The sequence below is a fragment of the Gordonia liuliyuniae genome (assembly GCF_021739025.1).
GTDB lineage: Bacteria > Actinomycetota > Actinomycetes > Mycobacteriales > Mycobacteriaceae > Gordonia > Gordonia liuliyuniae.
This window is the reverse complement of sequence record NZ_JAKKOT010000003.1, coordinates 701540-715124: the sequence shown is the minus strand read 5'-3', so window position 1 is coordinate 715124 and position 13585 is coordinate 701540. Positions and strand designations below refer to the sequence as shown.

Below are 13585 nucleotides of genomic sequence, written 5' to 3'. Positions count from 1 at the left end.
TCGTGTGTGATTGACGCCACGTATAAACACATTGTATGGTCAGGCGTATGCCGCAGTCCAGCACTTTCCCGAATCCCAATTGGGGCGCGCAGCCCGCAGGCGCTTTCGCCCCCTCCCCCGACTTCACCGACGCCGAACTCGACGCCGCCCTCGCGCAAGCGAATCTGCCGATCCTTCTCGGGTCACTGGCGCTGCTGACCGGTGACGATCAATGGATCAGCGAGCCCTACCTACCGACCGCGCCGAAGGATCTCGGCGATCATGATTCCGGCGGCTTCGACGAGGCTACGGCCGCGCAGATCCGAGCCCACGCGCGAATAATCCTCCGGGGGTGGCGCGCAGGCGAGACCACCGTCCCCGCCGAACCGCCCGCCCCGGAACGAATCGCGTCCATCCTGTCCGTGATGCTCGCCGAGCCGATCGCCCCCGAGTACGGCCGACTGCTCGCCGAGGAGATGGGCCTGGCCCCGCGACACAGCGAGCCCGCCGTCCCGCCGTCGACACCGTTCCACGTCGTCATCATCGGCGCAGGCATCTCCGGACTCGCGATGGCGATTCGACTGGGGCAGGCCGGAATCGACTACACCATCGTCGACAAGAACGACTCGGTCGGCGGCACCTGGCACGAGAACACCTATCCCGGCTGCGGGGTCGACACCCCGAGCTATCTCTACGCACTGTCCTTCGATCCCAAACCCGACTGGTCGGCCTACTTCGCACCGCAATCGGAGTTGGACGCGTACTGGAACGACCTCGCCGACCGGCACGACGTCCACGCGCATGCGCGTTTGCAGACCAAAGTGCACGTCGCGTCGTACGACGAGGCGACGTCGAGCTGGAACGTCACCATCGGATCGGCCGACGGCGACCACCCCTCCGAGACTCTGACCGCCGACGTAGTCATCAGCGCTGTCGGGCTGCTCAACCAGCCGAGTGTTCCGAACATCCCCGGCCTCGACGCTTTTGCCGGCCCCGCACTGCACACGGCACGCTGGGACGACTCCATCGACCTCACCGGCAAGAGTGTCGCGGTGATCGGAACCGGCGCCAGCGCGATGCAATTCGTACCCGCGAGCTCGACGATCGCGGACCACGTCACCGTCTTTCAACGGACCCCGCAGTGGGCGATGCCACACCCGTTGAAGGGCAAGCCCGTCGACGACGCCAGTCGCTTCCTCAACGCGCATGTCCCGTTCTACGTGGCGTGGTACCGCTCCCGCCTGTTCTGGCGGATGGGAGACAAGGTGTGGAAGCTGCTGCAAGTAGACCCCGACTACCCTCACCTCGGCCGGGCGGTGAACAAGGCCAACGACCGGCTGCGCGCGCACCTGACCGAGTACATCGAACACGAATTGGCCGAGCATCCGGAACTGCTGGCCGAGAGCGTGCCCGACTATCCCCCGTACGGAAAACGTCTTCTGATCGACGCCGGCTGGTTCTCCACCCTCACCCGCGACAACGTCGAGCTGGTGACCGCGAACATCGAGACGGTCACGGTGACCGGCGTGCGGACCGCCGACGGCGTGGACCACGACGCCGACGTCCTCGTTCTCGCGACCGGATTCAAAGCGGTCGACGTGTTGGGCTCGATCGAAGTGAAGGGGCGCGACGGCCGTGACCTCCACGAGGTGTGGGGCGAAGGAGACGGGCGGGCGTACCTGGGCATCACCGTCCCTGGATTCCCGAACTTCTTCTGCCTGTACGGGCCGAACACGAACACCGGACATGGCGGGACGGTCATCGCAGGCACCGAGATGCAGGTCCAGCACGTCACCGCCCTCGTCGCGACGATGATCGACCGACAGTTGGCGAGTGTCGAGGTCCGCGCTGATGTGCACGACGCCTACAACGCGGAACTCGACGCGGCGATGGCCCGCACCGTCTGGGACTACGGAGGGACGACCACGTACTACCGCAACGACCGCGGGCGCATCGTCACCAACAGCCCGTGGCGCTACATCGACTACTGGGCCCGGGTCCACGAGCCCGACGAGGCGGACTACATCGTCACCGAGAAGACTGCTGCGCCCGTCACTTCAGAACCGTCAACTCGCTAATCTCGTCCCCTTCCCTCCTGTCGACCCCAACTCCAGATGAGGCCACACATGTCCAGTGCACAGACCACCGAAACCGTCGTGGCAGGTCCCGGCGTCGCCAGTGCGACACTGCCCGCCGCGTTCCAGGCGACAGTCGCCAGTCGTGCGGAGCAGACCGCGCTCATCGCGTTCGGCGAGGACCGAGAGTTCTCGTGGCGCGAGTACGCCGCAGCAGTCGAGGAGGTCGCGGGCGGCCTGGCCGGCATCGGCATCGGCCGCGGCGACACGGTCGCTGTGATGCTCCCGAACAGTCCCGAGTTCCACATTGTCGACATGGCTGCGCTGCACCTAGCGGCGACGCCGTTCTCCATCTATCTGACGTCGGCGCCCGACCAGATCAGCTATCTGTTCGGCAACGCCGAGAACTCCGTGGTGATCGCGCAACGCCGGTTCCTCGATGTCATCGCCAACGCCGCGCCGTCCGCGCTCCGCTACATCGTCGTGACCGACCCCGGTCCTGAACCCGTTGACCTCCCCTCGTCTGTTGGCGATGCACAGGTCCTCACGTTCGACGACCTCCGGGCACGCCGACCGGAGGAATTCGACTATGCCGCAACGTGGTCGGACGTGTCGCAGGATGACGTCGCGACGCTCATCTACACGTCCGGCACCACCGGAGCCCCCAAAGGCGTCGAGCTGACGCACGCGAACCTGATGTTCGTGATGCATACATGTAATCTTCGCTTCCCTTTCGCGCCGGACGGCGCAGCCATCTCCTACCTGCCTACCGCCCACGCCGCTGACCGGGTGTTCTCGCATTACCTCGCGACGGTGACCGGCTGGCCGATCACCACTGTCGGCGACGCATCGCAGGTGTTCGCTGCCGTCGCGGCCGCTCACCCATCGTGGTTCCTTGGCGTCCCGCGCATCTGGGAAAAGTTGCGGGCCGCACTGCTCGCCCGCTTCAGCTCACTGCCCGACGCGCAGCGGGAGCCGACGCTCGCCGCGATCACCGACGCCGAGCACGCCGTACGACTCGGACAGCGAGGGGAACCCCTGCCGGCGGAGCTCGCGGCCCGAGTCGCCAAGGCCGACGCCGCAGTCTTCGCGCCGCTGCGCGTCCAGCTCGGCTTCGACCGCGTCGCCCTGTTGATGACCGGCGCAGCCCCGATCGCACCTGCGGTGCACGAGTTCTTCCTGTCGCTCGGCCTGCCCCTCCAGGAGGGCTTCGGCATGTCGGAGACGGGTGCGCTGGGGTTCACCAACATTCCGACCGACATCCGCGTCGGCAAGGTCGGGCTGGCGCAGCCCGGCACGGAGGCGAAACTCGGCTCCGACGGCGAGCTGCTGCTGCGCGGCCCCCACGTGATGCGCGGCTATCGCAAAGATCCGGAGAAGACCGCCGAGGCGATCGACGGCGACGGTTGGCTGCACACCGGCGACATCGCCACCATCGACGACGACGGCTGGGTGATGATCGTCGACCGCAAGAAGGAGCTGATCATCAACGCGGCGGGTAAGAACATGTCGCCGGTGAACATCGAGGGCAAACTGAAGAGCGCAAACCCGCTGATCGGACAGGCGTGTGTGATCGGCGATCGCCGACCGTACAACGTCGCACTCCTGGTGCTCGACCCGGACGCGGCCCGCACTTTCGCCACGACGCACGGGTACGCCGACGCTTCGCCTGCGGCGATCGTCGACGACCCCGACCTAATCGCAGCCGTCGACGCTGCGGTCGCGACGGCGAACGAACAGCTCTCCCGCATTGAGCAAGTCAAGGCATACCGACTGCTCAACGACGAGTGGCTGCCCGATTCGGAGGAGCTCACTCCGACCATGAAACTCAAGCGTCGCGGGGTCGCGTCGAAGTACGCTGCGGTCATCGAGGAGATCTACTCGTCCTCGCAGCGCTGACGGCGAAGTATGTCGACCGGTGAACACCACCGCTAATAAACCTATACATATACGGTTCATGGCGTGAGCGTCGCTGCGCGCACCCGACCGACCACCGATAGAGAGACCATGACCGAACAAGACTCCACCCCCGCCGTCCTCGTGGAACGTCGCGGCCACGTCGCCGTGATCACCATCAACCGACCGGACGCACGCAACGCCGTGAACTCGGCCGTCGCCGACGGACTCGGCGACGCCCTCGATCAGGCCGACAACGACCGCGAGATTCGTGCGATCGTATTAACGGGCGCGGGCGACAAATCTTTCTGCGCAGGCGCCGACCTCAAGGCGATCGCGCGCGGCGAGGGCATCGACGCGACCGACCGGTCCCGCCGCAAGTGGGGCTTCGCGGGCGTCGTCACCCATCCGATCAGCACACCGCTCATCGCGGCCGTGAACGGCACCGCTCTGGGCGGCGGCACCGAGCTGGTCTTGGCCAGCGACCTGGCGGTCGCCGCCGAGCGTGCCACATTCGGCCTCCCAGAGGTCAAGCGCGGGATAATCGCGGGGGCCGGCGGCGCATTCCGCATCGTCGCCGCGCTTCCGAAGAAGATCGGCATGGAGATACTGCTCACCGGCCGGGCCGTGTCTGCGAGCCAGGCGGCCGACCTCGGTCTCGTCAACCGCGTCGTGCCCGACGCCGACGTCCTGGACGCAGCGATCAAGCTCGCCGAGGAGGTCGCCGCCAACGCACCGCTCGCCGTCCAGGCCTCCAAGAGACTGGCCGTCGGCATCGTCGACGGGGCCGTCCCCGCCGAGAGTGACCAGTGGGCAGCGAACACCACCGAGCTCATCACGGTATTCACCAGCGAGGACGCGAAAGAGGGGCCGCGCGCGTTCGCCGAGAAGCGCTCACCCCTCTGGCGGGCCGAGTAGCCTCCCAGCGCGCTCCGGGGAGGGCCGACCGGACGATTCCGGTCGGCCCTTCTTCATTCGAATGGTCCGATCCGTCTCCCCTCCCGACCGGCCATACCTATGACCATTAGCTTCCCCAAGGCCCATCGAAGGCATTGACAAATAAACTAATGCCATTAGTCTAATGGTGACGGCAAACACGCGTCGAACGACATAGGAGGTCACCATGACCCTTGCCATCGACATTCACCACCTGCGAACACGCGCGCTCCGCGGGCTCCTCGGCCACCTCGACTCGTCGACTACCGACCTCTGGCCGGAGATCGCCGATTCGAGTGCACCCGACTTCGCGGACACCCTGCGTGCCGAACTCGAACGCGACCGGGTGTTCGGCGCCGTCCCGTTCGTCGCCGCCCACTCGTCCGAGATCGCCAAGCAGAACGACTTCGTGACCGCCGAGCTGCCGCGCAACAAGGTGATCTTGATCCGGCAGCGCGACGGCGGCGTGAAAGCACTGGTCAACTCGTGCCGACACCGCGGAGCCGAACTCGTCGCCGAGGAGTCCGGCAGATGCCGCCTGTTCTCGTGTCCGTACCACCGGTGGTCGTACGGCCCGGCGGGCGAGCTGCGGACGGTCACCCTGGACGACACATTCGGCGACTTCGACCGTTCGCAGTACGGCCTCGTCGAGATACCGGTGGAAGAACGTCACGGATTCGTCTGGGTCATCGACAACCCGAACGCAAGCATCGACGTCGCCGAGTGGCTCGGCCCCGAGATGGACGCGATCATGGCGTCCTACGGGATCGCCGATCTCGTCAGCATCGACCCGCACACCTACCGCCGCCCGACCAACTGGAAGATCATGCAGGACGGCTTCCTGGACAATTACCACGTCAAGTACGCGCACCCGAACACCGCGGGGAAGATGCTCCACACCAACGCCGTCGCGTTGGAGGACTTCGGTCGCGCATTCTGGTTCCTCACCGCTCGCAAGACCCTCGACCAGTTCATCGGTCACGATGTCGAGTGGGACGAGTCGATGGAAGCCCACACCATCGAGAGCTGTTATCTCGCACCGAACACCATGCTGCTCAAGCATGCGACGCATTTCGAGCTGCTGACCTTCCGACCGGTCGGCGCCGATCCGGGACAGTCCATCATGCAGATGCGCATCATGGCGCCGTCGATCGAAGCGAGCGGCCTCGAGCCCGAGCATTGGCGCAAGCGCTGGGCCAAGAACTGGGGGCTGCTCATCGCGATCCTGCACGATGAGGACTTCCCGATCCTCGACGGTTCGCAGAGGTCCATGAATAATCTGGATGCAGGGCCGATGCTGCTGGGCCGCAATGAGATCGCCAGCCACCTGTTCCGACGGCTGATCGACGACCTGATCGGCTCGCCGCAATGACAGAAGACCCAGTGGTCGACGACACCCTGGTCACCCTCGACTCGTACGACGGTCCGCCTCGTCCGGACGCGCGGGAGCTGTTCGCCGCCGCACGCGTGCTGGACAAGGAGATGAGCTTCGCTCGACCGCGCACGTTCCGGACGCCGTCGGCGACGTCGACGATCGAGGTCCGCACGGGCCTGTACCGCTGGTCGGTCCGCACCGCCGACCGAACCCGTCTGGCAGGCGTCATCACGATGAGGCCCGGGACGGCGGCGCGAGTTCTCGACCTGGTGGTCGCACCCGAGTACCGGTCGACGGGTGTCGCGACCGCGGCGGTCGAGGCGGCACTCGACGAGAACGTCTTCGATGCGCGCCAGGGCCTCGACCGGATCGTCGCCGGCGCGTACGGTTCTCATCCCGCGGCACTCCGCCTCGCTCGCCGGTTCGGCGCGATCACCCTCGGCGAACGCCACCACATGGTGCTGCCGTCGGCGTCGGTCTACCGACGCCCGGACGATCGGAAGCTCCACGGCCGGGAGCACGACGACCGGTGGGCTGTCCTCGGCGAATCTCTCACCGACGAAATCGTCGACGGCGTGGGCTCCGTCGACTTCACGAGACTCTCCTCGAGAGTCCACACCCCCGCGGACGTCCACGCTGCGATCACCGAGCTCTTCGTCGCGGGTGCCGCGTCGGTCATCGCCATCGTCGACGCCCGCGACGACGCGCTGATCGACATTCTGCGGTCAGCCGCCTTCGGCCATGACCGGACCGACACTCTCCTGGGCTTCGACAGCCCGGAGTCGATAGCCCAGCCCGATATCACCGACTCTGACTTGAGGACCCTGCCATGAACACCAGCATTCTCCGCCCATTGTCCGCGTGGGCCGCACGTCAAGCCGACGAGCTCGCCGTCGCCTGCGGTGACGACCAGTTGACCTGGCGCGAACTCGACGCAGCGTCGACACGTGCCGGGATCGAACTCGCCGAGACACACGGCGTCGCGCAGGGCGACCGTGTCGCGATCCTCGGACGCCCGACAATCGAATGGGTCGTCGCGGCGCTGGGCGCGATCAAGCTCGGCGCCGTCGTCTGCCCGCTCAACGAGCGCAGCGGTCCCGCTGACCTCGCGCAAGCCGTCGCGCAGACCGAGCCGACGGTCATCGTCGTATCGGAGGCGCTGCGGTCGGGTGTCGCGGACCTGGATGTGCCGACGGCCGGCCTCGGTGGGGTCGGCCGTCGGGAGGGCACGACAGCGGTGCTCCCGCCGGTCATCGTCGACGGCGACGACCCGGTCGCCGTGCTGGCGACGTCCGGATCGACCGGATCACCGAAGGGCGTCGTGTTCACCCACGCGTCCCTGGTGAGCAGCTTCTTCGAATGGTGCTTGGCCGAACCGGCGTTCCTGCACGCCCGCGCGCTGAGCGTCAGTTCGATGGCGTTCGGTGCGGGTCTGCTCAACGGTTTCCTCGGGCCTCTCGTTCTCGGCGGCAGCGTCGTCTACCTCCCGGAGTGGGATCCGTCAGTCGCGTTGGCACTCATCCGCGACCACGACGTCAACCACCTCGGCGCAACCACCCTGTTCTACGAGCAGATGGCGGCGCACCCGGAATTCGGCGACGCCGATCTGTCGTCGTTGACGATCGCGTTCACCGGCGGGAACCCGGTCACCGCCGACCTCATCCGGCTGTGGGGGGACAAGGGCATCGGACTACGCCAGGTGTACGGTCTCACCGAGTCGCAGTCGCATGTCACGCTGCCGACAGTCGAGGTCGCGATCACGCATCCCGACAGCGTCGGCATCGGTGGGGTCCTGAACGAGTTCGACATCGTCGGCGACGACGGGTCGTCGTGCGGTCCGGATGAACCCGGCGAGATCGTCATCTCCGGTCCCGGCATGGCCGCAGGCTATTGGCAGAACCCGGAATTGACACAGGAGACGTTCGGCGGCGGCCGCCTGCGGACCGGCGACATCGGCGTGCGGGACGCCGACGGACTCATCCGGGTCGTCGGCCGCACCAAGGACATCATCATCTCCGGCGGCATCAACATCTACGCCGCAGAGTTGGAACGCGTCATCGCCGAACTCCCCGCTGTGGCCGAGGTCGCGGTCATCGGCGTCGCCGACACCGAGTTCGGCGAGACTCCCGCAGCTCTGGTCCGCTCGGTCGACGGCGCCGTGGTGACCGTTGACGACGTCGTCGACCATTGCCGGTCCCAGTTGTCGTCGTACAAGGCTCCGCGTTACGTCGAGTTCTTGGACTCCCCGCTGCCGCGCACTGCGGGCATGAAGATCCGAAAGGGCGCTCTGCGCAGCACATACGCCGACCTGCCGACGCGTGGACACAGAATCGCCTCGCGTAGGGTCTGAAGGCTGTGGGACGCAGACCGCTGATTCGCCGTGAGACGGTCGCACGCGCGGCGGTCGACATCGTCGACGAGGACGGTCCAGCGGCCCTGAGTCTGGAGCGGATCGCGTCACGGCTCGGGGTGAAGGCTCCGTCGTTGTACAACCATTTCGCCGACAAGACCGAGATCGTCGAAGAGGCTGCGCGGACCATCGTGCTCGAGACGCCCGAACACGCCGACGTCGTTGACGGTGACTGGATCGGGTGGCTCGTCGAAGGCGCGATCGCATTCCGCGGTGCTTTGCTCGCCCACGCACGTTCGGTTCCCCTTGTCGTCGAGAACTTTCCGCAACGGCTCCTCGAGCGGCTGTACGCGCAGCACTGCCGCGTCTTGCACGACCACGGGGTGCCGGTAACCGATCAGATGTTCATCGTGGAGGCCGTGCATCGCATGACGATCGGGTCGGCGATGTGCGCGGCCACGGGCAGGCCGGCCATGTCGACGCCGATCGATCCCGATCAATTCGACGTCGGCGTGGTCGAGTCGCTGGCCTCTAACGATTGGGACGACGACCGACTGTTCGTGGAATCGGTCCGCACGTTCCTGCACGGTGTCCGCGCGCGATGGGGGCGCTGAATCGCCGCTACCGGACGCGGTCGTGTGTGACGACGAGATCGTCGTTGTCGCTGCGGATCGTGCGTTTGTCGATCTTGCCGCTGGCCATGCGCGGCAACGGGTCCGCAGACAGGACGAGGTAGCGAGGCACTTTGTAGTCGGCGAGTTGGCTGTTGCAGCGTGCGATGATCTCCTCGGCCGTGAGGTCTGCTCGAGTCGCAACAACGACGGCCGCGGGTGTCTCGCCGAACTTCGCATCCTGCACGCCGAAGACGGCGACCTCAGCGACACCCTCGATCGAGCCGACGACCGCCTCGATCTCGGCGGGCGAGATGTTCAGACCGCCCGCCGGGCAGTCCACACCGTCCGGGTCGACGACGCGGATCCGGGTGAAGACTGTTCCCCAGCCGCACTTGTCCGGATGCTCCTCGGCTTCGGCCCGGACGGTCACGGTCGCCGATCCGCCGATCTCGGTCTGACCGTAGAGCTGTCGCAGAAGGACTCCGCGCGGCCTCCACCGCTCGAACAGATCCGGCGGCACGCGGGCGCCGCCGACGTGAGCAGTCGTCAGATGTTCCAGGTCAGCCTCCCCGAATCCCGGAGCTTTCGCTATCTGCTCGAACAGGATCGGCGGGCGGTGAACGTAGTCACCTTCTCCTCGACCAGAACTCGCAGCGCTTGTTCCGGATCGAACCCGGGCTGCCGGAAGAGGGAGCTCACGCGGTCCCCCCGGCGTCACGCCGTGCGCGGCGAGCAGGGTGCCGACCCCGTCAGCCCACGAGTTCAGTTCGGCGTATGTGACGCGATCCCCCGAAAAGTCGACCGCGACGCGGTCAGGTGCGACACGTGCGAAGTGGAGTAGCGCGTCGATTACGGTCCCGCTCATATGGTTCGGTTCCTTCACCAGGTCAGGGGACGGGGGCAACAGGTCGGGGGGATCACGGGATCACCGAGGTGCGCACGCGTGCACGACGCTCGGGTCGAGAAGTTTCACGCGAGGCCGCCCCTGGCCGCGTCCGGCGGCGCGCTCGTGACGGTCGACGGCGAACCAGTCGTCGGCGGTCATCGCGCTCGGCCGCCGACTTCGCACGAGGCGGTCGAATATGTTGGCCGACCCCGACGGGTCGGTGAGGAGGTTCGACTCGTAGTCGACCAACAGGTTGGCGACGGTCTCGCGGGCGCATTGTCGATTGGTGCCGATCACGCCGCTCGGTCCCCGCTTGATCCACCCGGTGACGTATCGTCCGACCACCGGCCGCTCCGAGCCCGCTTCGCACACCCGCCCGTCGACGTTCGCGATCGTGCCGCGTCGCTCGTCGAACGGAAGGTCGCCGAACGGTCTGCCGCGGTAGCCGATCGAGCGCAGTACCAGTCCCGTGTCCAGTTCGTTGACCGCCCGGTCCTGGGCCGCGAGCCGAATCGCGCGAACTCGGTCACCGCCGACGATCTCGAGCGGCGCGCTGTGGAATCGCAGCGTGATCCGCCGCGAACGGTGCGGAACGGCGGATGCGTACTCGGCGAGAAGGCGCGTCTTGTAGGTTGCATCGGAGTCGACGTGCACGTCGCCGTCGACAATCACATCCGCCCCGGACATCTCGGAGAGGCCGAGCAGTTCGGGCACCGTGCACGCGGCAGCGTCCGGCCCCCGTCGACCGAGCACGACCACCTCGCGCACCGCGCTCTCGGCGAGCGCGTCGAGGGCGTGATCGGCAATGTCGGTACGCCGCAGGTCGTCGACCTCGGCGCTGAGGATCCGGGCCACGTCGAGCGCCACGTTGCCGTTGCCGACGACCACGGCCCTCTCGTGGGAGAGATCGAACCACGAGTTCGCGAAGTCCGGGTGCCCGTTGTACCAGGCGACGAACTCGCGTGCGCTGTGCACGCCCGGCAGGTCTTCGCCGTCGATGCCGAGCCTGCGGTCCTCGTCCGCCCCGGTCGCTACGATCACCGCGTGATGGTGGTCCGCGACCTCGTCCAGACTCACGTCACGGCCGACTTCGACATCGAGGTAGAACGTGGCCCCAGCACGACGGATCGTGCGTGCGAACGTCCGATCCACCATCTTGGTCTTGGCGTGGTCCGGAGCCACGCCGTAGCGCACGAGTCCGCCCGTGAACGGCAGCCGCTCGATCATGGTGACTTCGATATCGATGTCGCGGCGGGCGAGCAGTTCGTCGGCCGCATAGCTCGCCGACGGGCCCGATCCGATCACTGCGACCCGCAACGGCAACCGGGTCCCCGTTACCGATATCCGGTCCGGCATCGTCGGCTGCGGGAGATCCGCCGCCGTCTCGGTCGATCGCGCGTAATAGTCGGCGTTGACCTCGAGATACCGCAGATCGAGCCCCTCGAGATCGTCGTCGGGCCTGATTGCCTCGACGGGGCAGACGTCCGCGCACGCACCGCAGTCGATACACGTGTCGGGGTCGATGTACAGCATCTCGGCGGTCCGGTACCCGGGCTCGCCGGGCGCCGGGTGGATGCAGTCCACCGGACACACAGGTACACAACTCGCGTCGTTGCAGCAGTTTTGGGTCACGACGTAGGCCATGTGTCATGCTCCGTTCGAATGTCGATGTGGGCGGGTGCGAGCGACCTCGACGCGCACGCCGTTGAAGACCGGCGAATCGGTGAGGGCTTCGAGGTGTTCGGCGTGTGCAGCCACGAGTTCATGCCTCGCGGCTGGCGACGGTTGATCATCAGCAGTCCGCCTTCGCGGCCGGGCCTCCGACGGAGCCGGTCGATATCGTCGACGAGCATCGCGGGAACCAGGTCGATGCGCCCGTTCGGTGTCCGCAGCACCTCTGGGATCCGCGGTCGAAGTGGCCCGAAGTCGATGCCCTCCGGACGCTGTTCGAGCGTCGCGAGGCTCAGACCGTCGACAAGACCGAACTGGTCGCCGTACGGCCCGCTGCGGAGTCGTAGATCGAGCAGTCGCAACGGCCCGGAACGCCCGGAGACGGCTTCCGCTGCACGCTCGACGTCGACGCCCGCCAGCTTCGCGGCCCGGCGGGTCGCCACCTGTGCGACTCGATCGTCCCAGTCGGCGGTCGACACGTCGGGCGTGCCCGACGCCGCGGCGGCGAGCCGGAGAAGGATCTGCCATTCGGCGAGTTCGTCGTCGGCGAGAGACCTCAGCGGAGCGCTGTACCGGGCGACGTTCCGAATCTGCATACAGGTGCCGATCCGCGAATGGGCGACCGCCGACGCAGCCTCGGCGAAGCCACGTGCGACTGTTTCGATGAGCTCGGTGTCGACACCGCATCGACAGGCCATCTCGCGAGGGTCGCGGTCGGGATCGTTTTCGACCCCGGCCAGCCCCAATCCCTTTCCACAGCAGTACCCACGACTGAAGACGTCGTCGTGGTTCGGCTCGACGTCCACGACCGCGCCGTCGTTGAGCGTGAAGAGCAGTCCGCAGGTCGATTCGCACAGCGGACAGATGCGGGCACCTCGGGTTGTGACCGCCATCGACACCCCTTCCAAACCTACACTTGTTAGATTTAATTCTAGAGTACGCCCCCGCTGCCGCGGGCGGAGTTCCACACCGCGACGCCTTGCCAATTTAACCTACAGTCATTAGCTTTATCGACAGCGCATCACTCAAGAGAGCAGGAGCAGGCATGCCGGAGACAGATCTCGACGAGTTCCGCCGGATCTATGAGCGACACGTCGACCACGTACGGGTCGGCGACATGAAGGCGGCGATCGCCGACATGGTCAGCGAGAACGTACCCGCCGTCTTCGAGGGCGTCGACGTCCCCCGATCCGCGGTCGAGAGCGTCGAGATCGTCGAGGTCCGCGCCGACGGCGACCTCCGCGTCGGCGCGAGCGTGTATCGCCTTCCCGACCGCGCCATCGGACTCCGCTCATTCTGGGAACGCCGTGACGGCCGCTGGCTCGCCGCCCGCCTGGAGAACTTCGAGGCTCCGCAGGCAGGCGCGTGAGCACCGAGTCGGCGTACCCGTGGGGCCCCGCCGAGGACGGGCTCGACCAGCCGTACTGGGACGGGCTGCTTCAGCACGAACTGCGTCTACAGCGGTGCACCGAATGCCGCACGTGGATCTGGGGACCGCAGTGGATCTGCGCGCAGTGCCACACCTTCGAACCCGGGTGGGAGTCGGTGGAACCGACCGGCATCGTCTACGCGTGGTCCCGTAGCCACTACCCGTTCATCCGCGAGTACGGCGACCGCACACCGTACGTGACTGCGCTCGTTGAGCTCCCCCACGCGGGCGGTCGACGTGTCCTCGGGCTGATGCCCGACACACACGGCCACGACGTCCGCATCGGCGACGCGGTCGACGGGCGCTTCGAACTCGACAAGGACGCGATCTGGCCGCTGTTGCGGTGGCACCCGTCCGAGACCAGGAAGTAGACG

The 13585-nt window shown here is 66.8% G+C and carries 12 protein-coding genes; 9 read left to right on the top strand and 3 right to left on the bottom strand.

Translation table 11 applies throughout. The features are described from left to right. The first annotated feature begins 47 nt into the window (after nt 1-47). From L5G28_RS08320 to L5G28_RS08290, 7 genes are all read left to right on the top strand, one after another. A complete protein-coding gene (locus tag L5G28_RS08320) occupies nt 48-2057 on the top strand; it encodes a flavin-containing monooxygenase (protein WP_237001111.1) in 2010 nt (669 codons plus the stop codon). Nucleotides 2058-2105: 48 nt separating this feature from the next. Further along, nucleotides 2106-3953, top strand: a complete 1848-nt coding sequence (locus tag L5G28_RS08315; protein WP_237001110.1) for an AMP-dependent synthetase/ligase — start codon at nt 2106-2108, stop codon at nt 3951-3953. A gap of 108 nt (nt 3954-4061) precedes the next feature. Continuing rightward, nucleotides 4062-4868: a crotonase/enoyl-CoA hydratase family protein gene (locus L5G28_RS08310; RefSeq protein WP_237001109.1), complete on the top strand. Its 807-nt coding sequence runs from the start codon at nt 4062-4064 to the stop codon at nt 4866-4868. A 205-nt stretch (nt 4869-5073) separates the two neighbouring features. Then, nucleotides 5074-6258: an aromatic ring-hydroxylating oxygenase subunit alpha gene (locus L5G28_RS08305; RefSeq protein WP_237001108.1), complete on the top strand. Its 1185-nt coding sequence runs from the start codon at nt 5074-5076 to the stop codon at nt 6256-6258. Then, nucleotides 6255-7094, top strand: coding sequence for a GNAT family N-acetyltransferase (locus tag L5G28_RS08300; protein WP_237001107.1), 840 nt, complete (start codon nt 6255-6257; stop codon nt 7092-7094). The genes L5G28_RS08305 and L5G28_RS08300 overlap by 4 nt, the downstream gene beginning before the upstream one ends. Further along, nucleotides 7091-8611, top strand: a complete 1521-nt coding sequence (locus L5G28_RS08295) for a class I adenylate-forming enzyme family protein (RefSeq protein ID WP_237001106.1) — start codon at nt 7091-7093, stop codon at nt 8609-8611. The genes L5G28_RS08300 and L5G28_RS08295 overlap by 4 nt, the downstream gene beginning before the upstream one ends. 5 nt (nt 8612-8616) lie before the next feature. Then, nucleotides 8617-9225: a TetR/AcrR family transcriptional regulator gene (locus tag L5G28_RS08290; protein WP_237001105.1), complete on the top strand. Its 609-nt coding sequence runs from the start codon at nt 8617-8619 to the stop codon at nt 9223-9225. A gap of 7 nt (nt 9226-9232) precedes the next feature. Here the strand turns inward: L5G28_RS08290 and L5G28_RS08285 are convergent, their stop codons facing one another. From L5G28_RS08285 to L5G28_RS19420, 3 genes are read right to left on the bottom strand one after another with little or no spacing between them, the layout of a single operon-like run. Further along, a complete protein-coding gene (locus tag L5G28_RS08285) occupies nt 9233-10090 on the bottom strand; it encodes a class I adenylate-forming enzyme family protein (protein ID WP_237001104.1) in 858 nt (285 codons plus the stop codon). Nucleotides 10091-10150: 60 nt separating this feature from the next. Then, nucleotides 10151-11755, bottom strand: a complete 1605-nt coding sequence (locus L5G28_RS08280; RefSeq protein ID WP_237001103.1) for an FAD-dependent oxidoreductase — start codon at nt 11753-11755, stop codon at nt 10151-10153. Further along, nucleotides 11740-12675: a hypothetical protein gene (locus L5G28_RS19420; protein WP_308191957.1), complete on the bottom strand. Its 936-nt coding sequence runs from the start codon at nt 12673-12675 to the stop codon at nt 11740-11742. The genes L5G28_RS08280 and L5G28_RS19420 overlap by 16 nt, the downstream gene beginning before the upstream one ends. Nucleotides 12676-12827: 152 nt before the next feature. Here L5G28_RS19420 and L5G28_RS08265 point away from each other — a divergent pair, with 152 nt between their 5' ends. Then, entirely contained in the window at nt 12828-13151 is a 324-nt protein-coding gene (locus L5G28_RS08265) for a hypothetical protein (protein WP_237001102.1), read from the top strand. Further along, nucleotides 13148-13582 carry a Zn-ribbon domain-containing OB-fold protein gene (locus L5G28_RS08260; RefSeq protein WP_237001101.1) on the top strand — a complete coding sequence of 145 codons (435 nt, stop codon included), beginning with the start codon at nt 13148-13150 and terminating at the stop codon, nt 13580-13582. The genes L5G28_RS08265 and L5G28_RS08260 overlap by 4 nt, the downstream gene beginning before the upstream one ends. Nucleotides 13583-13585: the final 3 nt, after the last annotated feature.

Bases quoted from the DNA above. Each gene is read 5' to 3' on its own strand.
- L5G28_RS08315 (WP_237001110.1), top strand. From the start codon at position 2,106: ATGTCCAGTGCACAGACCACCGAAACCGTCGTGGCAGGTCCCGGCGTC.
- L5G28_RS08265 (WP_237001102.1), top strand. From the start codon at position 12,828: ATGCCGGAGACAGATCTCGACGAGTTCCGCCGGATCTATGAGCGACAC.
- L5G28_RS08300 (WP_237001107.1), top strand. From the start codon at position 6,255: ATGACAGAAGACCCAGTGGTCGACGACACCCTGGTCACCCTCGACTCG.
- L5G28_RS08320 (WP_237001111.1), top strand. From the start codon at position 48: ATGCCGCAGTCCAGCACTTTCCCGAATCCCAATTGGGGCGCGCAGCCC.
- L5G28_RS08285 (WP_237001104.1), bottom strand. From the start codon at position 10,090: ATGAGCGGGACCGTAATCGACGCGCTACTCCACTTCGCACGTGTCGCA.
- L5G28_RS08280 (WP_237001103.1), bottom strand. From the start codon at position 11,755: ATGGCCTACGTCGTGACCCAAAACTGCTGCAACGACGCGAGTTGTGTA.
- L5G28_RS08295 (WP_237001106.1), top strand. From the start codon at position 7,091: ATGAACACCAGCATTCTCCGCCCATTGTCCGCGTGGGCCGCACGTCAA.
- L5G28_RS08305 (WP_237001108.1), top strand. From the start codon at position 5,074: ATGACCCTTGCCATCGACATTCACCACCTGCGAACACGCGCGCTCCGC.
- L5G28_RS08310 (WP_237001109.1), top strand. From the start codon at position 4,062: ATGACCGAACAAGACTCCACCCCCGCCGTCCTCGTGGAACGTCGCGGC.
- L5G28_RS19420 (WP_308191957.1), bottom strand. From the start codon at position 12,675: ATGGCGGTCACAACCCGAGGTGCCCGCATCTGTCCGCTGTGCGAATCG.